17 protein-coding genes are annotated in these 20656 nt (G+C 65.2%); 9 read left to right on the top strand and 8 right to left on the bottom strand.

Features of this window, described 5'->3' with window-relative positions; genetic code table 11:
- The first annotated feature begins 170 nt into the window (after window positions 1-170).
- The 4 genes from pal to ftsH all read left to right on the top strand — a co-directional run bounded on the left by pal (window position 171) and on the right by ftsH (window position 5232).
- The gene (gene pal / locus IVB13_RS28185; RefSeq protein WP_026232595.1) at window positions 171-659 is read left to right on the top strand and encodes a peptidoglycan-associated lipoprotein Pal; all 489 of its coding nucleotides are present in this window, start codon (window positions 171-173) and stop codon (window positions 657-659) included.
- 187 nt (window positions 660-846) lie between these two features.
- The gene (gene ybgF / locus IVB13_RS28180; RefSeq protein WP_018453795.1) at window positions 847-1905 is read left to right on the top strand and encodes a tol-pal system protein YbgF; all 1059 of its coding nucleotides are present in this window, start codon (window positions 847-849) and stop codon (window positions 1903-1905) included.
- Window positions 1906-1979: 74 nt separating this feature from the next.
- Window positions 1980-3095 (top strand): tRNA lysidine(34) synthetase TilS, encoded by a 1116-nt coding sequence (gene tilS, locus IVB13_RS28175; RefSeq protein ID WP_018453796.1) that lies wholly within the window; start codon window positions 1980-1982, stop codon window positions 3093-3095.
- Window positions 3096-3309: 214 nt separating this feature from the next.
- On the top strand, window positions 3310-5232 hold the full coding sequence (gene ftsH, locus IVB13_RS28170) for an ATP-dependent zinc metalloprotease FtsH (RefSeq protein WP_007596301.1): 1923 nt from the start codon (window positions 3310-3312) through the stop codon (window positions 5230-5232).
- A gap of 330 nt (window positions 5233-5562) precedes the next feature.
- On the opposite strand, the gene IVB13_RS28165 is transcribed toward ftsH, so the two are convergent.
- Both IVB13_RS28165 and IVB13_RS28160 read right to left on the bottom strand, forming a co-directional pair.
- Window positions 5563-6747, bottom strand: coding sequence for a glycosyltransferase family 87 protein (locus IVB13_RS28165; protein ID WP_018453798.1), 1185 nt, complete (start codon window positions 6745-6747; stop codon window positions 5563-5565).
- A 62-nt stretch (window positions 6748-6809) separates the two neighbouring features.
- Complete coding sequence (locus tag IVB13_RS28160; protein WP_204512217.1) at window positions 6810-8324, bottom strand: hypothetical protein; 1515 nt, start codon at window positions 8322-8324, stop codon at window positions 6810-6812.
- A 298-nt stretch (window positions 8325-8622) separates the two neighbouring features.
- Here IVB13_RS28160 and IVB13_RS28155 point away from each other — a divergent pair, with 298 nt between their 5' ends.
- The gene (locus IVB13_RS28155; RefSeq protein ID WP_007614256.1) at window positions 8623-8787 is read left to right on the top strand and encodes a Flp family type IVb pilin; all 165 of its coding nucleotides are present in this window, start codon (window positions 8623-8625) and stop codon (window positions 8785-8787) included.
- Between the two features lie 229 nt (window positions 8788-9016).
- Here the strand turns inward: IVB13_RS28155 and IVB13_RS28150 are convergent, their stop codons facing one another.
- Window positions 9017-10000, bottom strand: a complete 984-nt coding sequence (locus IVB13_RS28150) for a phosphatase PAP2 family protein (RefSeq protein WP_018453800.1) — start codon at window positions 9998-10000, stop codon at window positions 9017-9019.
- Window positions 10001-10268: 268 nt separating this feature from the next.
- Here IVB13_RS28150 and IVB13_RS28145 point away from each other — a divergent pair, with 268 nt between their 5' ends.
- Window positions 10269-10949 (top strand): TetR/AcrR family transcriptional regulator, encoded by a 681-nt coding sequence (locus tag IVB13_RS28145; protein ID WP_026232596.1) that lies wholly within the window; start codon window positions 10269-10271, stop codon window positions 10947-10949.
- Window positions 10950-11100: 151 nt separating this feature from the next.
- Here IVB13_RS28145 and pyk read toward each other — a convergent pair whose 3' ends face one another.
- On the bottom strand, window positions 11101-12537 hold the full coding sequence (pyk, locus tag IVB13_RS28140) for a pyruvate kinase (protein WP_026232597.1): 1437 nt from the start codon (window positions 12535-12537) through the stop codon (window positions 11101-11103).
- Complete coding sequence (locus IVB13_RS28135) at window positions 12534-13127, bottom strand: DUF1036 domain-containing protein (protein ID WP_018453803.1); 594 nt, start codon at window positions 13125-13127, stop codon at window positions 12534-12536. The genes pyk and IVB13_RS28135 overlap by 4 nt, the downstream gene beginning before the upstream one ends.
- Window positions 13128-13304: 177 nt before the next feature.
- On the opposite strand from IVB13_RS28135, the gene IVB13_RS28130 reads away from it, so the two are divergent.
- From IVB13_RS28130 to IVB13_RS28120, 3 genes are all read left to right on the top strand, one after another.
- Window positions 13305-13607, top strand: a complete 303-nt coding sequence (locus IVB13_RS28130) for a DUF1244 domain-containing protein (protein WP_007596287.1) — start codon at window positions 13305-13307, stop codon at window positions 13605-13607.
- Window positions 13608-13816: 209 nt separating this feature from the next.
- A complete protein-coding gene (locus IVB13_RS28125) occupies window positions 13817-14089 on the top strand; it encodes a DUF2312 domain-containing protein (RefSeq protein ID WP_007596286.1) in 273 nt (90 codons plus the stop codon).
- A 60-nt stretch (window positions 14090-14149) separates the two neighbouring features.
- Complete coding sequence (locus IVB13_RS28120; RefSeq protein ID WP_018453805.1) at window positions 14150-14569, top strand: hypothetical protein; 420 nt, start codon at window positions 14150-14152, stop codon at window positions 14567-14569.
- 15 nt (window positions 14570-14584) lie between these two features.
- On the opposite strand, the gene IVB13_RS28115 is transcribed toward IVB13_RS28120, so the two are convergent.
- The 3 genes from IVB13_RS28115 to IVB13_RS28105 form a co-directional block, all read right to left on the bottom strand.
- Complete coding sequence (locus tag IVB13_RS28115; protein ID WP_026232598.1) at window positions 14585-16219, bottom strand: DUF882 domain-containing protein; 1635 nt, start codon at window positions 16217-16219, stop codon at window positions 14585-14587.
- 275 nt (window positions 16220-16494) lie between these two features.
- On the bottom strand, window positions 16495-18675 hold the full coding sequence (locus tag IVB13_RS28110; RefSeq protein WP_026232599.1) for a L,D-transpeptidase family protein: 2181 nt from the start codon (window positions 18673-18675) through the stop codon (window positions 16495-16497).
- Between the two features lie 362 nt (window positions 18676-19037).
- Window positions 19038-20531 (bottom strand): sigma-54 dependent transcriptional regulator, encoded by a 1494-nt coding sequence (locus IVB13_RS28105; protein WP_018453808.1) that lies wholly within the window; start codon window positions 20529-20531, stop codon window positions 19038-19040.
- Window positions 20532-20656: the final 125 nt, after the last annotated feature.

Genomic DNA, 20656 nt, shown 5'->3' with positions numbered 1-20656 from the left:
TCACCGTCGCGCCACATTTACAACCCATTAACCATGACGGTTGCTTTTCGCTGGTTGGGGGCATTTGACCGGCTGTGGCAAGGTTCCATCAAGGTTGACGGAACGTTCGCTTAACCAACCCCCTGTAGACCGGACAGCAGTGGACGAAACGTGAGCGTGGAGGCTCCGGAATGAAACATCCTATGCGCATCCTCCAGGGATTGAAGCTGGCCGCGGTGCTTGCCGTCGCGTTGTCGATGGGTGCCTGCGCCAACAAGAACTCTGCCACGGATGCGATGGCCAACGCGGCGACGCCGGGCAGCCAGCAAGACTTCGTCGTCAATGTCGGCGACCGCGTGTTCTTCGAAAGCGACCAGACCGATCTGACCCCGCAGGCGATCGTGACCCTGGAGAAGCAGGCGCAGTGGCTCCAGAGCTATCCGCGCTACAGCTTCACCGTCGAAGGTCATGCCGACGAACGCGGCACCCGCGAATACAACATCGCGCTCGGCGCTCGCCGCGCCCAATCGGTGCGTTCGTTCCTCGCCTCGCGCGGCATCGATCCGAACCGCATGCGCACGATCTCGTACGGCAAGGAGCGGCCGGTGGCCGTTTGCAACGACATCTCCTGCTGGTCGCAGAACCGCCGCGCCGTCACCGTGCTGAACGCGAGCTCCTGACGATCGGTCAGGCGCCGTTCATCTTCAGATAGCGATTATGCCGGCGCCCTCTCGGGCGCCGGTTTCGTTTCAGCGATCTGTGACAGAAACCCGTTTGTTACAGTCACAGTTTTGGCGTACTCCCCTTCAATGTGTGGCGCGTCGAATGTTCGGTCGCAGGCCATTTCGCTTTCGTCGTCAGGGCAAGATGTCATCCAGATTTAAGGTCTTCACCGGCACCGTGGCGATCGCCGCGCTGCTTTCGTTGTGCTCGCCCGCCCTCGCACAATCGGACGATGCAGATCCCGAGATGCGGATCGAGCGGCTGGAGAACCAGCTGCGCCAGCTCACCGGTCAGAACGAAGAGCTGCAATATCGCAACCGCCAGCTCGAAGAGCGGCTAAGAGCGCTCGAGGGCGGCGCGCAAGCTTCGCCCGGCCAGACGCCGGTCCAGCCCAATGTCGCGGCCATGCCGCCCGCACAAGCCGCGCCGGCCTATCGCCAGCAGCCGCCGCACCAGCAAGCGGCCCAGCCGAATTACGAGCAGCCGCAGATCGCCTCTCCGGCACCGATCGTTCAGGAGCAGCCTGCGCCCGGCGCGCCGGGCACGCGCCGCCGCGGCGATGCCTTCGACCCGAACCAGAGTCCGAATGCGCCGGGTGCGCCGCGCGCGCTCGGCGGCGGGCAGCAACCGATGCCTGCAGGTGCCCCGAGCGGCGCGCCCGGCGGCCGTGGCGCCGGCGAACCGCTTGATCTCGCCAACAGCGGCCCCCGCTATCCGCAGGCGGTCGGGCCTCAGGCTGCGCAGCCCGGCTATCCGCCGGTCTCATCCGGCTCTCCCGCGCCATCAGGCGGCACGGGCCTTGCGACCCTGCCGCCCTCGGCAACGCCGCGCGACGAATTCGACCTCGGAATCGGCTACATGCAGCGCAAGGACTACGCGCTGGCCGAGCAGACCATGAAGAATTTCTCGCAGAAATATCCGAGCGACCCGCTGCTCGGTGACGCGCAATACTGGCTCGGCGAGAGCTATTTCCAGCGCCAGCAATATCGCGACTCCGCGGAAGCCTTCCTCGCCGTCACCACGAAATACGACAAATCCGCCAAGGCACCGGATGCCCTGCTGCGGCTCGGCCAGTCGCTGGCGGCGCTGAAGGAGAAGGAGGCGGCGTGTGCCGCCTTCGGTGAAGTCGGGCGCAAATATCCGCGCGCTTCCGCCGGCGTCAAAGCTGCGGTCGACCGCGAGCAGAAGCGGGTGAAGTGCTGAGGCGCGGCGATTGATCCTGACAAGACGGATGGCGCTGCGCTAAACAGTGTCCATCCGCGGACGATTGCAGTGTCATGTCAGAGGACAATTCACCGATCTCGGCGCGTGAGGCCAAGCGCCTCTTCGCAGGCCTGAAAGGCGCGCAGGGACTGCTGCTCGCGGTCTCCGGCGGGCCCGACTCGGTGGCGCTGATGTGGCTTGCGGCGCGCTGGCATCGCAGCCTTTCGCGCGGCCCGCGTCTCACCGTAGTCACCATCGACCACGGCTTGCGGCCGGAGGCGGCGCGCGAGGCGCGCGCGGTCAAGCGTCTCGCAACCGGGCTTGGCCTGCCGCACCGGACCGTGCGCTGGCGCGGGGCAAAGCCGAAAACGGGACTGCCGGCCGCCGCGCGCGAAGCTCGCTACCGCCTGCTTGTGCAGGCCGCGCGCCTCGCCGGTGCGAGCCACGTGCTGACCGCCCACACCCGCGACGACCAGGCCGAGACCCTGTTGATGCGGCTTGTGCGCGGCAGCGGATTAGCCGGGCTGTCGGCGATGGCCCGTCTCACCGAGCGCGACGGCGTCGTTCTTGCGCGTCCACTACTCGATGTTCCGAAGTCGCAGCTGATCGCGACCTTGAAGCGGGCGAAGATCGGCTTTGCCGACGATCCCACCAACCACGACGCTGCCTTTACCCGGCCGCGGCTGCGTGCGCTGCTGCCGCAGCTCGCGGCGGAGGGCGGTGATGCCCGCAGCCTGGCTCGGCTCGCGGCAAGGCTGGCGCGCGCCAATTTGGCCGTCGAGGTGCTGACCGATGGAGCCGAGCGCTTCCTCCGTTTGCGGGATCGCGGCGATGCGCCGCAGGCCGGCGTTCGAAGCTTCGAGGCCTCCGGGTTTGCCGCCCTGCCGGAGGAGGTCCGGCTGCGGATCCTGCTGCGGGCCATCAACGCGTTCGGGCATGAGGGGCCGGCGGAACTCGGCAAGGTCGAATCCCTCCTGGCCGTGCTCGATCAGGCCATTGCCGCAAGTGCCCGCGCACCCGCAAATGGCCGGCCGGCCCTGAAGCAGACGCTTGCGGGAGCCTTGATCAGCCTTGCCGGGGGACGTATCCGCATCGCCCCGGCGCCGGCCCGGCGCAAGGGTGGATCAAGGGTGGATAAGGGCGGATCATGGCACCGGCCATTTCGAGACCGCGCCGTGAGGACACCTTAACCAGGCAGGAAAAACCCGGATCCGGGCGCCATTATTTCAGCGGGAATCGGACTAAGATGGGCTAAATAGTCCCATCTCGTTCCCTTGGCAGCGACCGGAGCGACACCTAGATTGTATGCGTCTAACCGAGAGGATTCCTTGGGGATTTCCTCGCGCTGCCCAAATAACTGCCCAAGGCTCAGGCCGCGATCCGCGCGACCACGAAGGAAGATCGATGAACGCCAATCTGCGCAATTTCGCCCTCTGGGTCATCATTGTCCTGCTGCTGTTGGCGTTGTTCACGCTCTTCCAGAATCCGGGTCAGCGCGCCTCCTCGCAGGACATCGCCTTCTCCCAGCTCCTGAGCGAGGTTGACCGCGGCAATGTGCGCGACGTCGTAATCCAGGGGCCGGACATTCACGGCACCTTCACCAACGGCTCGAGCTTCCAGACCTATGCGCCGAGCGATCCGACGCTCGTGAAGCGCCTCTATGACAGCAAGGTGCAGATCACCGCGAAGCCGCCCGGCGACAACGTGCCGTGGTTCGTCTCGCTGCTGGTCTCCTGGCTGCCCTTCATCGCGCTGATCGGCGTGTGGATATTCCTGTCGCGGCAGATGCAGGGCGGCGCCGGCAAGGCGATGGGCTTCGGCAAGTCGCGCGCAAAAATGCTGACTGAAGCGCATGGCCGCGTCACCTTCGAGGACGTCGCGGGCGTCGACGAGGCCAAGCAGGACCTGCAGGAGATCGTCGAATTCCTGCGCGACCCCGGCAAATTCCAGCGCCTCGGCGGCCGAATTCCGCGCGGCGTGCTGCTGGTCGGACCTCCCGGCACCGGCAAGACCCTGATCGCGCGTGCGGTCGCGGGCGAAGCCAACGTGCCGTTCTTCACCATTTCGGGTTCTGACTTCGTCGAGATGTTCGTCGGCGTCGGCGCCAGCCGCGTCCGCGACATGTTCGAGCAGGCTAAGAAGAACGCGCCCTGCATCATCTTCATCGACGAAATCGACGCCGTCGGTCGTCACCGTGGCGCCGGCCTCGGCGGCGGCAATGACGAGCGCGAGCAGACGCTGAACCAGTTGCTGGTCGAGATGGACGGCTTCGAGGCCAACGAGGGCGTGATCCTGATCGCCGCGACCAACCGTCCCGACGTGCTCGATCCCGCGCTGCTGCGTCCCGGCCGCTTCGACCGTCAGGTCGTGGTGCCCAACCCGGACGTCGTCGGCCGCGAGCAGATCCTCAAGGTCCACGTCCGCAAGGTGCCGCTGGCGCCGGATATCAACCTCAAGACCATCGCGCGCGGCACCCCGGGTTTCTCCGGCGCCGACCTGATGAACCTCGTCAACGAAGCCGCGCTCACCGCCGCCCGCCGCAACAAGCGGATGGTGACCCAGGCCGAGTTCGAGGAAGCCAAGGACAAGGTGATGATGGGCGCCGAGCGCAAGTCGCTCGTCATGACCGAGGAAGAGAAGCTGCTGACGGCCTATCACGAGGGCGGCCACGCCATCGTCGGCCTCAACGTCGTCGCGACCGATCCGATCCACAAGGCGACCATCATTCCGCGCGGGCGTGCGCTGGGTATGGTCATGCAGTTGCCCGAGCGTGACAAGCTGTCGATGTCGCTGGAGCAGATGACCTCGCGCCTTGCCATCATGATGGGTGGCCGCGTCGCCGAAGAGCTGATCTTCGGTCGCGAGAAGGTAACCTCGGGTGCGTCGTCCGACATCGAACAGGCGACGCGTCTGGCGCGCATGATGGTGACGCGCTGGGGCCTGTCCGAGGCGCTCGGTACCGTGTCCTACGGCGAGAATCAGGACGAGGTTTTCCTGGGCATGTCGGTGTCGCGCACCCAGAACGCATCGGAAGCGACGGTTCAGAAGATCGATACCGAGATCCGGCGCTTCGTCGAAGAAGGCTATAACGAGGCAACGCGTATTCTCACCGAGAAGCGCGCCGATCTCGAAGCTCTCGCCAAGGGCCTGCTCGAATTCGAGACGCTCTCCGGCGACGAGATCATCGACCTGCTCAAGGGCAAGAAGCCGAACCGCGAATCCGTGCTCGAGCCGACCACACCGCGCGCCTCGGCCGTGCCGCCGGCCGGCAAGTCGCGCCCGCGACCCGATCCGGATCCCGGCCTGGAGCCGCAGCCGCAGGCGTAATCGCGTACGGCAGATCGAATTGAAAAACGCGGCGGAAACGCCGCGTTTTTTGTTGGTGATGGTGATTTGCGGGTGGTGCCAACTCAGCGCCCGTCATTGCGAGCGCAGCGAAGAAATCCAGAATAGATCCGCGGTGACAGTCTGGATTTGCTTCACTGCGCTCGCATTGACGATTTTGATGCAGTTGCACTGGAAACTCAGAAGTACGGCAGGCAAAGGTGCCTAAGCGCCGGGCCCACCATCTCTCGCCAATCACGCTAGAAGTGGTGGCACACGCTCCGGAGTTTGCGTCATCACTTCGGCGCCCGCATCGCCAGCCGCAGATTGGATTCAGGAATGCGGCGACATTGCCGGCTCGCCAGACCCTGCCGGACTGCGCAACGCGCCGAACACGACGCCGATGAGAGCGACGATGAGGAGCGGCGATAGTCGTCCCGCCGGAATATACACCGCCGGGCTGAGCAACGGCACCATCCAGATGCCGAGCCCGATCAGCCAGTCGCGAAAGCGTGGAGCATCGATCGATGCGGCAAGCCACAGCACGACGGCGACCGTCAGCAGCGTCGCGTCATAAGGGCCCGAATGCGGGGCTGCCAGCACGGTTGCCGCAAGCAGTACGATCAGCTTGTTGTTGGTACGGAGCGAGGAGCGAAAGACCGCGAACGTTGCCGCCGCGCTCGAAAGGATCGCGGCCAGCTGCAGGATGGAGGCCAGCCGCTCCGGCAGGCCTAGCAGCATCGCGCAGGCCCACACGCTGTGACCCCAGATGCGGCCATAGGCCAGCCATTTCGCGTCGGGGCTGACCAGATTGTTGTACGCCTGCGGTATCCACCAGAGCCACAATTCGACGCCAAAAATCATGGCACTTGCAGCCGCCAATGCGAATGCCGAGCATGCAGCAGCGCACAGGCTGCCATAGCGGCGCGCCCCCATTAGCGCGAGCGGGACGAGCAGGAAGAATTGCGGCTTGAAACTCAGCAGCCCGAGGATTGCCCCGGCCAGGAGCGGTCGCGGTCCGAGCAGCCTGACGCCCGCGACCAGCAGTGCGGCAACGAGAAAGGCGCATTGTCCATCGGCCAGGTTGAGAGATGCCGATGGCGAGACCAGCACGGCCGCGATGATGTAGGGCGTCAGTTGCGGCTGATCGGACCGGTTGCGAAGCGCCCAGGCCAGGAAGCCTGCGGTCGCGGCCTGGAATGCGACATAGGAGCCGATGAAGCCAAGCGGCGCGAATGGCAGCAGCAGAACGAGGAAGCCGGGCGGATAGAACCATGGACGGAACTCCAGAGGCACCGTGAGCCATGATGCGAACGACTGGTTGAGATAGGCCGTGAACGCGTCACCATCGGTGACCAGCGCAAGATTGCCGGCGAGCGACGATTTGACGGCGCCGTAAAACACCATCCAGTCGGTGCCGGGAGCGACGTGGTTCAGCCCGATCCAACCGGGATGGGTGAAGGTGGAGATCAGGACGCCCCAGGCGAAGAGCGTTGCGATCGAAAACGCTGGCAGCATCACGAGAGGAATTCCGATCCAGCGGCGCGATGGACCGGATATCGGCTGCTGAGCTGACGCGCTCACTTGACGGCTTCCCTCGAGGACTCCGCTTCCGGCATCGCGCCGGCCTCTGTGCCGCCGGTTCGCACGTGGATCACGGCGATGTTGTCCGCGTAGAGCCGCTTCCAGCCCTTGATGTGGTCCAGCACCTGGGCGGCCGGTGCGTCCGCGACCATGAGCGTGGCGTCGATCTGGTACGCGTCGAGCAGCCGCGTCAGACTGTCGAGCTTCTTGAGCTCCACGGCCTTGAAGACGTCCATGGCGAAGGTTTCGCCGTAGAGCTCGGCGCGGCCGTCGATGAAGACCGGGATGTCACGCGAGATCAGATAGCCGCCGAACTGGTAGGCGTTGAAGATGCGTTGCGCCTTGCGTTTCTCGAGCAGATCGACGGCGGCGACCGGTGTCTGATCCATCGTGAAGGTGAAGCGGTGATGCGCCATGTAGAGTGAGGTCGAGGTCCAGCCTGCGGCCACGATCATCAGCGCGCCGGTCGCGGTGACGTAACGGGCAGCCCAACTCTCGCCGCCCTGCGTGCCAGGCTGCGGCAGCGCAGACCGTTCGCCGAGGGGCTTGGCCAGCACCAGCGGCACCAGGAAGGCGAAGGCCTCGATGCTCCTGACGTGGGTGAGCGCCATCCAGGTCAGAAGCAGGATCAGAAGAATACGCGGGGGCGAGAGCGTCAGGCCGCGATACAGCCCGATCGCAATCAGGCCGAACAGCGCGCCTTCGAATGCGTTGAAGGAGGCGAAGTTCGCGGGCGCCCACTCGGAGATGATCGTCAGCAGCTCGCCCAGATTGAGGATGTTGATCGCGCCGAGCAATGTGCGCCAGCCATAAGGCGTGACGCAGCTTGCGGCGAGTGCCGCAACACCGAACAGGAACCAGCGCGACAGCAGTCGGACCTGCTTGCCGGACTCCATGCCCCAGAGCGCCACAAATGACATCGGGCCGATCAGGGCCAGGCCCAGCACGAAGCCGCCATGCAGGTTCGACCACAGGGACATCAGCGGCAGCCAGTACCATGACGGGGCGCCCTTGCGGTCGGCTGCGGCCATCAATACGCCGACCCACGCGATCATCACGGGCAGCGCCAGCATGTGTGGCCGCGCCAGAACGTGGTGCAGCGACAGCAACAGCGCGAACATCGCGAACAGGACCGCTCGCGGAATTTCCAGATGGGCCTCGAGCAGGCCGACCAGCATCGCCGCCGACAATGCGACCGCAAGCGCGGTGAGGACCACCGGGCCGGCCCAATCCCATTGCGCATAGGAGAGGGCGAACAGGACCTGCGACAGCCATGAGGTCGAAACCCAGGGCGCCCCCGGACGGGTGAAGGAATAGAAGTCCGTGTAGGGAAGCGCCTGGTGATCGAGGATCCATTGTCCGATCTTGATCTGCCAGAGCGAGTCGGAGTCCTGAAGCAGCGTGTCGCCGACATACGCGAAGAAGAGATAGGCGCCCGCACCGACGCACAGCGGCACCAGGGCTCGCGCACGACCCTGCACCGTGATGCTGTTGGCAAAGGAAAGGGACATGCCGCCTCGTCGTCCTGGTGTTTTTGTCGTTGTGCCGAGCGATCGACATTGGACCACGGCGGTCATAATTCCGGGTAAACCGGTGAGGCGGGGCCGGCTTGATGTCTCGACAATTTAACGGATCGTTTTAGATTTCGGTTTACCATCGACGCATACACGCAAACCGCTCTGTGTTTCCGCAGTCGAATTAACTGCGGCGCAATTCTTTGCCTCTACGTTCGGTTCCATGGTCAAGCGGCGCTGGGAAGCCCAAAAGACCAGATCAGTTGTAGCCTCGTGTACTCATTTGGAGCTCTTTATGAAGAACCTCGTTGCGCGTTTTGCGAAAGATGAATCCGGCGCCACCGCTATTGAATACGGTCTGATCGCCGCCGGCATTGCGCTGGCGATCATCACTGTCGTCAATAACCTGGGCACCACGTTGAACGCCAAGTTCACCTCGATCTCGAGCAGCCTCAAGTAACGCTGTACGAATCGCGAATTCAAAGAGCCCCGTCCTTGACGGGGCTCTTTTCTTTTGGCGGACGATTTCCGGATCTGGGAAGTCGTGAAGCTGTAGCAAGCTTGTAGGGCGGCAAAGCGTCTGCCGCGGCTCCGAAAGCGCAGGCGTTCCCACCGTCGAGAACATTGAACATTGAAAGTTGCCGGCGGGCACGCCGCTACGCGCGGACCCTAGGGCAACTTGTCGGCTGTCATTCCGCGAGGCCGGGCTGCCAGACCGCCGACGGCGCAGGCGCGGCAGACGTCTGCTGCGCGCGGCGGTGCCATTCGAGATAGAATTTCGCCGCCCAGATCGACGCTGCGGCGACTGCGATTCCGCCGGCGACGTCGATGACGTAATGCGCGCCGATCACCGGTGTTGCCGCAATCATCAGCAGATTGAGCGCAGCCGCGATGCCGCCGAGGCCGCGCACCGGCCACAGCGCCCACATGTAGAGCACGGCGGATGCGGCGTGGAAGCTCGGAAACGAGACAACGCCGGCGAGGAAGAACAACTGGAGCTCGTGCAGGCTACCGTCGCGAAGCGCGAGGATGTCGCGCAACTGCCCGGCATAGACCGCGGTGTTGATTTCGGGAAAATGCGCGGCGGACAGCTGCAGCCCCCAATAGGTGCCGATCGCGGGCACGACGGCGGAGATCGCGATGGTGACCGCGAGCGCGAGGCTCATCGCGAGCATGAACAATTGCAGCCGCATATAGTGCGCCGTCAGTGCCAGCACGACGGGAATGCCGAGCAGCGGCAATTTGATCAGCCCATATCCGCGAGCCAGGCAGTCCGCGAGCCAGGGATGGTCGTTGACGTATCGCGCGATCGGTTCGGGATCGAGGCCGAGTGCACGGTCGATCGCAAGCAGCGCCTGGTCCTGCAGCGGCCAGTTCAGCTTAGCCGCGACATAGCTGAGCGGTCCGACGATGGCGCAGGTGAGAATGATCTGTCCGATCGTTCCGAGCGAAAACAGCAGCTTCGGGTCGGCAAGCTCGCCTTTGACGATGCGGTGGCCATAGGCCAGCGCGAGCAAGACTGCAGCAACTGCCAGCGTCACCCAATAGGCGACTGGTTCGAGGCTCAGGCCGGTGAAGGCGAGGCCCAGCGCCAGCAGGCTGCCCATGGCTGCGATGGGAAGCCAGTTCAGGTGGAAGAGCTGCCAGGCGGTCCTGGCGTCCGTGTCGACCATGCTGCACCGAGGTGGGATCGCGATACCGCAGCACAGTCGCGGAGCAGGTTTAAGATGGCGGTAACGATCGTGGTTACCCCTTCACCAAAGCAGTTCGCGACGTTTTTAGCTGTTTGAGCTCGCGTTTTTTTTGCGTGACGCTTCATGCATTTGCACCTTGTCATCCACTCTGAATAGTTGTTCAGTCCTTGCGGGGCGATTTGCGATATCAGTGACGAAGCGTTCGGCCGCAAGGCGTGCGACCGGCGTGTGGGACAGGAAGCGCGCCATGGTTTATCGGCGGACGCATCAAGTGGTGAAGCGCCTTGCGGCCCGGCGCAGTGCGATACTGGCGGCGGCGCGGGAGGCGGCGGCGGAAGGCGGGATGGCGGCGGTGCAGATTGCGCCAGTCGCGGTTCGCGCCGGCGTCGCTGCGGGTACGGTCTACCGCTACTTCCCCTCCAAGGCCGATTTGATCTCCGAGTTGATTGCCGAAGTCTCCCGCGACGAGCTCACGGCGATCCGGCGAGCCGCCGATGCCGCGCCGGGGCCGTCCTCGGCGCTGGCGGCGGCGGTCACCACCGTGGCTGTCCATACCCTGTCACAGCGCAGGCTCGCCTGGGGCATCCTGGCCGAGCCGGTCGATGTCGATGTCAGCGCTTCACGTCTCGCCAGCCGGCGCGAGATCGCGGGCGAGATGGCCTCGCGGATCGACGCCGCCGTGCGCGCCGGCCACCTGCCGGCGCAGGACACGGCCCTTGCTGCCACCGCGCTGCTCGGCGCGCTGCACGAGGCCCTGGTCGGACCGCTCGCGCCGGACAATCTCGACGATCCCGCCAGGATGCGCGATGCCGTGCAGACCGTGACGCTGCTGGCGCTCCGCGCGGTCGGCGTCATGGACGCCCGCGCCAGGGGGCTCGTCGTGCAGCAGACGCTGCTGCCGACGGCGAAAGCGCTGGTTGGGGCCTAAAACGTCATCCTGATCGACCGGCGGACCTGATCGCGCCCAGGCCGTTGCTCGAGCTCGCCTTTTCAAAAAACCTCAGCACATCCGCCGGACCCGCCGGCTACTGTGCATGGGGTTGTTTTCGACATTTTTTGTTTGCCGGGTGCCGGCGGAGCTAGATATTCGCTTCGCCCTCGGGGCCGACCGAGGCGATGCGCACCATGTTGGTGGTGCCGGGGATGCCGAGCGGCACGCCGGCGACGATGATCACGCGCTGGCCCGCCCGGACGAAGCCGTCGCGGAACGCGATCTGGCCGGCGCGGCTCACCATGTCGTCCTGGTCGCGCGCATCTTCTGCCACCACGCAATGTATGCCCCAGACGACCGACAGCCGGCGTCCCGCCGCGACGTTCGGCGTGATCGCCACGATCGGCGGCTTCGGCCGCTCGCGCGCCACGCGCACGGCGGTCGATCCCGAACTGGTCCAGCAGATCAGGGCCGGCAGGTCGAGCGTCTCGGCGATCTGCCGCGCAGCGTCCGCGATGGCATCGCCGGCGGTGGCTTCCGGGGCCGGGCGCTGTGCGGTGATGACGGAGCGATAAATCGGGTCGCGCTCGACCTCCTCGCCGATGCGATTCATGGTCGAGACGGCCTCGACCGGGAATTTGCCGGCCGCCGATTCCGCCGACAGCATGATGGCGTCGGCACCTTCGTAGACGGCGGTGGCGACGTCGGAGACCTCGGCGCGGGTCGGCACCGGCGACTGGATCATCGATTCCAGCATCTGGGTCGCGATCACCACCGGCTTGCCGGCGCGCCGCGCCATGCGCGTCATCTGCTTCTGCAGGCTCGGCACGCGTTCCAGCGGCAGCTCGACGCCGAGGTCGCCGCGCGCCACCATCAGGGCGTCGGAGGCGTCGATGATGTCGGCGAGGCGATCGATCGCCTGCGGCTTCTCGATCTTGGCCATCACCGCCGCACGGCCGCGGATCATCTTCTTGGCCTCGAGCACGTCGTCGGCGCGCTGCACGAAGGACAGCGCGATCCAGTCGACGCCGGTGACCAGCGCCGCTTCGAGATCGGCGCGGTCCTTCGGCGTCATCGCCGAGACCGGCAGGTCGGTGTCGGGCAGGCTGACGCCTTTGCGGTCGGACATCCGGCCGCCGACCACGACGCGCGTCACCGCGTGCTCCTTCGAGGTCTCCTCGGCGATCAGCCGCACCTTGCCGTCGTCGAGCAGCAGCGCGTGGCCCGGCCGCAGCGCGGCCAGGATCTCCGGATGCGGGAGCTGGACGCGGGTGGTGTCGCCCGGCGCCTTGTCGGAATCGAGCGTGAAGGTCTGGCCATTCTGGAGCTGGACCGCGCCTTCGGCGAAGGCACCGAGCCGGAGCTTTGGCCCCTGGAGATCGACCAGAATGCCGATCGGCCTTCCATAGCTGCTCTCGACGTTGCGGATCGTCGCCACCAGCTCGCGCATCTTGTCATGCGGGGTGTGGCTCATGTTGATGCGGAAGAGGTCGGCGCCGGCCTCGAACAGGCGGCGGATCATCGCGAGGTCCGAAGAAGCGGGTCCAAGGGTCGCGAGAATCTTGATACGGCGAAGACGCCTCATGGCTTATTTCCAGACGGGGGCGAGGGAGCTGGCGGGAGGCCAGGCGCGGCGGGGGGCGTACCACCGGGCGGGCCATTGGGCAAACCCGGGACCCCCGGGCCAACAGGGCCGGGGAGGCCTGGCACGCGCTGCTGCTTTGACGGCTGTTCGTTGGCATCGGTGAGCTGCACCGTCCAGGCCCGCTGCTCGCCGGTATCGACCTCGAAATAGCCGGTCCGGTCATAGCCGCGCGCAAGGCAATCCTCGGTGCCGCGGATGGTGAACTCCTTATCGCGCGAGCACATGAAAGCCTGGCCCGACCATTCGCCGCCGCGGTCATAGTCGATGGCGTAGATGTAATAGAAGCGGGCCACCAGAGTTCCGCGCAGCAGGGTCTCGCAGGAGCGCGACGAGATGTTCCACCAGCCTTCGGTGGTCCAGCCCTCGGCATCCTTGTAGCCGAGCGCGATGCCGACCCGGCTCGATGTGTTGTTGCAGAGCCGGAAATCGGCGGAAGCCGGGCTGGCCCAGAGGTACAGCAGGCCAACCACCAGCACCGGGACCAACCGGGCGAGCAGGCGAAGGCGGGAGCGGGGAGATTCGGCGATCATTGTCGCGGAAGCTATATCAGATCATTGACGATTTGGCGTAGGGCCCAGGAACTGCCTGAAGCCGGCTTCGCGCCCGTTTGCGCCGCGATATGGCAAAATCTGTGACAGGCCCCACCTGATCTCGTAAGGGTGACCCATCCAGGTCACAGCCAATTCGCAAAGCCGAGGGATCCAGCCATGGCAATTGACGACAAAACCAGAACGGAACTCGAGGCTGCCGCTTTCCGGCGCCTGGTCGATCATTTGAAGACGCGGACGGACGTCCAGAACATCGACCTGATGAACCTCGCAGGCTTCTGCCGCAACTGCCTGTCCAACTGGCTCAAGGACGCCGCCGACGCCCAAGGCGTCGCCTTGAGCAAGGATGAGAGCCGGGAAGCCGTCTATGGCATGCCCTATGAGGCCTGGAAGTCGAAATACCAGGGCGCGGCCACGCCTGAGCAGCTCGATGCCATGAAGAAGGTTCATCCGGGGCACTGAACGGCCTCGCCGGCAGCCTGATATGCGGTGCCTTTGAGTCGCATCACACAACCGCTTTCTTCGACACGCCGCAGGAAGGTGTGGGCGCGCTGTGGACGAGCGCGATGCTGCCTTGAACGCGAGAGGTCCGAACCCTAAGGGTCTAACCAGCACGCGCGGTGAGGATGCCGGCGTCACCTCGTTTTGCCAGTTCCATTGGGAGTACCAAGATGGCCACCTCCGCCGCCGTCCGCGACGACGAGCCCGCGACGAAATTTGCCAAGGACCAGCTCAAGTCCATCATCGAGCGCATCGAGCGGTTGGAGGAAGAGAAGAAGGCGATCTCCGACGACATCCGCGACGTATTCGCCGAGGCCAAGGGCAACGGCTACGACGTCAAGGCGCTGCGCACCATCGTGCGCATGCGCAAGCAGGACCCGAACGAGCGCGCCGAGGCCGAGACGATCCTTGAGACCTACATGCAAGCACTGGGGATGATCTGAGCTATCGGTGTCGTCCTGGCTTTCGCCAGGGCGACACCATGCCGATCGAAGGAGACCGCGGTGACTGCGCCGCCGCTGCCGCGCGAGGTAAGCCGTGCCTACGATGCTTTTCCGGCGTCGATCGGCAAGCGGCTGCTTTGGGTACGCGAGCTGATCTTCGCGGCCGCCGCGGCGCATGAAGGCATCGGCCGTCTTACCGAAACGTTGAAATGGGGCGAGCCTGCTTATCTGACCGAAGAGACCGGCAGTGGCAGCACGATCCGGCTCGGCCGCCTGAAGGACTCCGCGCACGCCGCGATTCTGTTCAACTGCAAGACGACGCTGGTCGATACCTTTCGTGAACGCTTTCCCGATCAGTTCGAATATCGGCAGACCAGGGCGTTGCTGTTGCCGGTGTCGGGCAAGCTGCCGAAGCAGGACCTATCGGTCTGCCTGTTGCTGGCGTTGACGTATCATCTGGATCGACGGAGGAAGCGTTAGCGGCGCGCGAAGACGTCAGCGCAGCGAAGCCGTCCGTACGACGAAGGACGTCGTCTCGAGTTTGGCGGTGGCGGTGCCCGAGAAACTGTCGCAGGACAGGCCCTGCATCGGATCGTCGGCAAAACCCATGGCGATCACGGACTGCGGCTTGACGAAGTAGGCGCGCATTGCGGCGGTGTCGAGCTCGCCCATCAGCGTGACCGACATCGCGCGGCTGGCGCTCGGCGACAGCATCACGATCTTGAGCCAGATGCTTTCGCCCTTGGCTGCGGAGAGCCGGGTCGCGGTTGCGACCATGCCGTCGATGCGCTTGCCGACCACCGTGTTGATCTCGGTCGCGGGCGCAACGTTGCGCGATGCGGCGGCGGGACGGGCGGAGCGCGGGATCGGCGCAGAGGCGGCGACGACATTGGCGCGGTCGACCGGGGAGGCGGACGCCGGCGCGTAGGCCAGCGCCTGATAGGCGGCGCTGGACACGCTCGCGGTCGGCTGCGGATCGGTGGCGGCGGCAAGCGCCTGCCGTGCCTTCAGCGCAGCAATTTGGGCCGGCGTCGCCTGCTGCGGCGCAGTCGGGGTATCCCAGAAGCCGCGGGCATTGATGATGTCGGCGGGGGTCTCGGGCTTGGCGTCAGCAGATTTGCCGGCGGCCGGCTTGTCAGCCACGGGGGCCGGCTTCGGCTTGGCAAGCGCGACGATCTGCGCATCGGCCGAGGCGAGCTGGATCGTCGCCGCGACTGACGGCTTGGCGCGCGGCGTCGGCACCGGATCGGCCGGCTTGGTCGCGGCGGCGACCACGGTCGGCGCGACAGTCTTCGCGGACGGGGCGGGCGCGCCCTCGTCATCCTCGTCGTTGCTCGCCGCGGCCGGAGCCGACTTGCCCTTGAACAGGGCGGCAAAGAAATTCGACTTGCTGCCGGAATCCTCGCCGCTGCCGCGCCGCTCGATCTCTGCCTTGGCGAGCTCATAACCCTTCAACGGCGTGCCGTCGGTCGGGAGGTGGACGGTGCGTCCGTCCGGGAAGACCCGGGCGAGCTGGTCATGCGTCATGCGCGGCCAGTGCCGGATGCTGCCGGTGTCGAGATGTACGAACGGCGAGCCGGAGGTCGGGTAGAAGCCGACGCCGCCGCGCTGGAGGCGCAGGCCGGCGAAGCGGATCTGCTCCAGCGGCACGTTCGGGATGTAGAAGTCCATCGCATGCCCCAGCATGTGCTGGCTGAAGCGCGCTACGCCGGAGGAGCGGCGGCGGAGCATGGAGTTGGTCGCGGGCGAGCGGTAGGCGGAGATGATCTGGATCGGCTGCTTGCCGTCGACGTCGCGGTAGACTTCCCAGAGGATGTCGAAGAGGTGACGGTCCATGACCGTCTCGTCCTGGCTGCGCCAGTCGCGCAGGAAGTGGTTGAGCTGCTTCAGCGCCGCTTCGTCGTAGCGTCCGTCGCGCTTGAAGGTGACGGTGAGGTCTTCGCCGGAATGGGTGTGGTGGAAGGAGAGCGTCTTGGTCTCGTTGAGCGCGGCGGCGTTGTGAACTGAACCCGCGGCAGCAAGCAGCAATACGGCAGCGAGGCCGATTCTGGATCCGGCCTTCACTCCCGCATGGGACAACGACAGCACAGCGAATTGGCGTGCGATTCCAGTCAGCACGTTAGAGCCCACCCAGTCGACGAGCGTTCAAAATGGACTCTCCCGCTAACCCCGTTAGCGCGCGAAAGAGGATGAACGCTTTGTTAAAGCGAGAAGGTTAATTCGAGGTTGACCTTCCCGCCCCCAAACCAAGTCAGATCGCGAACCTAACCGGGTGAGTGTGGCAAAAAAACGCCCGCTGCCTGAGGTCAGGTGGAGAATGGTTAACGTTAAGCGACCCCATCCAGAGGATGAGGTCGCTGATTTTACTGCAGAATTTCAGGAAATCAGGCGCCGGGCGGCCTGGCTCAGCGGGTGAATACCCGCTGCTGCTGCGGCCGGCGGCCGACCGGGGCCGGCGGCGGGGTGGGCGCTCCGAACAGCCGCTCGAAGAAATTCGGCCCGGACGAGCCGCCGTTGTTGGCCGCCAACACCCCGTTCGGCAGTGTCGTCGCCGGGCGTGAATAGCTCGGCTGGGAGTGCGCGACGACGTTCTCGAGATCCTTGCCGCGACCGTTCTTCAGGATGTTGATCATGGTCGCGTCGCGGCCATAGACGTCCTTGCGGAATTGCAGCTTGCCGCCATCGTCCACGAATGCGGTCTGATAGGTGATGTTGACCGGGATCGGGGTCGGGAATTTCAGGTCGATCTCGCTCTTGCCGTACATGCTGCGGATGCGTTCCGGCGTGTACTTCTCGTTCGGCATCGCGATGTTGAGCAGGACCGAGGCGTACTGATCCGGGTTCTGCACGCGCATGCAGCCGTGGCTGAAGGCGCGTTCGTCCCGGGCGAACAGGTTCTTGTCCGGCGTGTCGTGCTGATAGACCAGGAACTTGTTGGGGAAATTGAAGCGGATGCGGCCGAGCGCGTTGGCTTCACCGGGCGGCTGCGAGATGTGCACCGAACCATCGCGGTTCTGTTCGAGCTTGAGGCCCATGCGCTGGAGCACTGTCGGGTCCTGCTGAAGCGCCGGCAGATATTCGTTGTAGACGATCGACGGCGGCACGTTCCAGGTCGGATTGACCGTGATGTACTTCATCGTCTCGGTGAGCAGCGGGGTCGCATGCGTGCCGGGCTTGCCGGTGACGACGCGGGTGGTCCAGACCTGTTGGCCGCGCTGCATCACCTTCAACGTGTAGTCGGGAATGTTGAGGATGACATAGGCATCGCCCAGCGAGGGCGCGCCCAGGTCGCGCGGCAGCCAGCGCCAGCGCTCCATGTTCACCAGCACCACGTCGATCTGCTTGTCGCGCTTCGGGGCGTTGATCGCCCTCACCGTCTTGTCGTCGAGGATGCCGGTCGCCTTGAGCTCGGCGCTGTTCTGGAATTTGCGCACGGCTTCGGCGACCGCCGCGTCATAGCGGGTGTCGCTGGCGTTCTCGGTGATGCCGAGCTTGGCGCGCAGCTGCGGCACGCGCGGATCTTCAACGACGATTTCAGCCTGCTTCTTGCCGGCCGGGGTGTATTTCAGCGCCGGACCATCGGCGATCTCGATCACCGGGCCGTTGCCCTGGCCGCGGAGCTCCGCGAGCTTCGCCTTCAGCTCCTTGTAAAGTTTTTGCGGCGGATTGTAGCTGTCGAGCGCCGCGGAGGCGTCCGCCGCGGTCGTGACCTTGGCGAGCACCTCGTTCGGATCGACCGGATGCTCGGGATAGAGGATGTCGCCGCTGACCTGCGACCAGTGCATGCGGCCGCTCTGGGCCTGGCGCGCATAGTCGAACATGCTGGCGGTGAGCTTGAGCTCGGCATCGGCGAGCGTATCGGGTGTCGTGGCGGCCGCGAAGTCCGGCACCGGGTAATCGGCGGGATTGAGACCGTCGGACGCCGCGTCCTTCAGCCGTGCGATCACGCCCTTGGCCGCAGCGGTCAGGCTGCCGCCCTGGCTCCAGACCGGCGCGAAGTCGCGTGCACCGTAGAACTTCTCGATCGCAGCGCGTTCGTTCTTACGGTCGAGATAGCGCGAGGCCTTTGCGCCAATGATGTCCTTGAGCTTGTCGGCGACCGGCTGGTCGGCCGCGGGAACGTTGCTCGCGGCCCTCACCGGCTCCGAGGCCGGAGCCGCAGCGGTGGCGGGCGCGGCCGGCGTTGGGATCGCCGTGTCGGCCTTGGCAGGTTCGGTCTTGGCAGGTTCAGTCTTCGCCGTCTCGCTCTTCGTCGCCTCGGCGGCGGGCGTGGTGGCGACGTCGGAAGGCTTGGTCTCGACCTTGTCCGGCGCGGGGGCGGATTCGGCCTTCAGGGGTTCCTTGGCGGGCTCCTTAGCAGGGTCCACCACCGTGGCGGTGGTGTCGAGCTTGATGTCTGATGCGGTCGGGGGCGGGACGTTTGCGGGTTCGGGGCGCGGGATGGCGGCTTCGATCGCGAGCTCGGCAGCGCTGCTGTGCGCCTGATCCTGCGCCAGGGCTGAGCTGGCCGATACCGTGAGGAAGGTCGCCGCGACCGTGATCAAGACACGGTCAAAGCCTGCACGGTGGTTCAAACAGTCACGCATTGTGTCGCACCCCTCGGGTGAACTGTCCCCCGTGGAACAGCTTCGTTATCGCCTATTGAGCTTCGGCTAAACCGCGCCGGCCTCTCGAAAGTTGCACGCCTGCACGCAACGATTCCTACGCAGACGAATCTTACGCGGACGATATACAGGCCCCGATTTCGCAGCCAGCGCTACCCGGGACAACTCACGACAAACTGACTTCAAGCACGCCTCTTGGCAACGGATTGTGCGCTTCTGCCACGCGCTTTTCCCTGTGTCTGTCACTTCCAAGTCACGGTTCAAATCGCAGTCGAATTCCGTCGTCATACGAACGGCTTACAGTCGTATCGCTCCGCCCGGACGAACCGCCGTTCGCGTCCGGCTCAGTGCGTCTCCTCACCGCTTTTGCCGCCATGGCCGGGAACTCCGGCTTCATCGAGTTTGCGGTAGAGGGTGGACCGGCCGATTTTGAGGCGGCGGGCGACCTCCGACATCTGCCCGCGGTAATGCGAGATCGCGAAACGGATGATCTCGTTCTCAATGTCTTCCAGCGGCCGGACGTCGCCGGTCGCGGTCAGCATTGAGAGGGCACCCGCCATGGGCAGCGGCGCGATCGGTATTTCATTACCTGACACCACGGAGGGGGCCGCGATCGGCTCCAGCATCAGCGGCGCGGTCGGAATGTCTGTTCCCGGATGCGGCTGCGAGGCGATCAGAGGGAAGTCGTCGAGGCCAAGCTGGTCGCCCTCGCTCATCACCACGGCGCGATAGACCGCGTTTTCGAGCTGGCGAATGTTGCCGGGCCAATCGAGCTGGGCAAGGTGCGCAACGGCCTCGCCGCTGATGCCGGTGATGGGGCGGTTCTCCTCGGCGGCAAAGCGCGCCAGGAAATGCCTGAGCAGATGCGGAATGTCCTCGCGCCGGGCGCGCAGCGATGGGATCGTCAGCGGCAGCACGTGCAGGCGATAGAACAAGTCTTCCCGGAAGTGGCCCTGCTTGACCCGCTCGAGCAGCCTGCGGTTGGTCGCCGAGATGATGCGGACGTCGACCTTCACGGGTTTGCGGCCGCCGACCGCCTCGACCGCGCCTTCCTGGAGCGCGCGAAGCAGCTTGACCTGCGCGCTCAGCGGCAGCTCGCTGACCTCGTCCAGGAACAGCGTGCCGCCATGAGCTTCGACGAACTTGCCGGTGTGGCGTTCGGTGGCGCCGGTGAAGGCACCCTTCTCGTGACCGAACAGAATGGATTCGACGAGGTTGTCGGGGATCGCGCCGCAATTGACCGCGACGAACGGCTTGGCCTTGCGCTCGCCGCTGCCATGAATGGCACGCGCGAACATCTCCTTGCCGACGCCGGACTCGCCCTCGATCAGCACCGGGATCGAGGAGTTTGTTGCTTTCTGCGCCGCGCGCATCACGCCCGCCATCGCCTCGGCGCGTGTGATGATGTCGGAGAAGGTCAGCCGGCCTTCGCGGCTGTGACGGATGCGCTGCAGTTCGCCCTTGAGCGCGGACGAATTGAGCGCGTTGCGAAGCGAGACCTGGAGCCGCTCCAGGCCGACCGGCTTGACCACGAAGTCGGCCGCACCCGCGCGCATCGCCGAGATCACATTGTCGATGCCGCCATGGGCCGTCTGCACGATGACGGGGATGCTGAGACCCGCTTCGCGGATTTTCGCCAGCACGCCCATGCCGTCGAGGCCGGGCATCACGAGATCGAGGATGACGCCGTCGATGGCCGCGTCGGGGGCGGTGAGGGCGGCGATCGCCGCATCGCCGGAGTCCACCACGATCGTCTCATAGCCGCATTTCTGCACCATGTTTTCGACCAGCCGGCGGGCTACAGCGTCGTCGTCGGCGATCAAAATACTGGCAGCCATGGTGTTCCCCGCACGCTACTACTATCTGTCTCGAATCGGGGCACTCTGGCCGAAGCCGATTAACGCACTGTTAAATCCTGATGCCCCCGCCCGCCGTCGCGATTGTTGAACACAGGTTTCCCACA

The organism is Bradyrhizobium sp. 17, from assembly GCF_023073515.1.
Classification (GTDB): Bacteria; Pseudomonadota; Alphaproteobacteria; order Rhizobiales; family Xanthobacteraceae; genus Bradyrhizobium; species Bradyrhizobium canariense_D.
The sequence above is the reverse complement of the archived record's forward strand: the minus strand, read 5'-3'. Positions and strand labels throughout refer to the sequence as shown.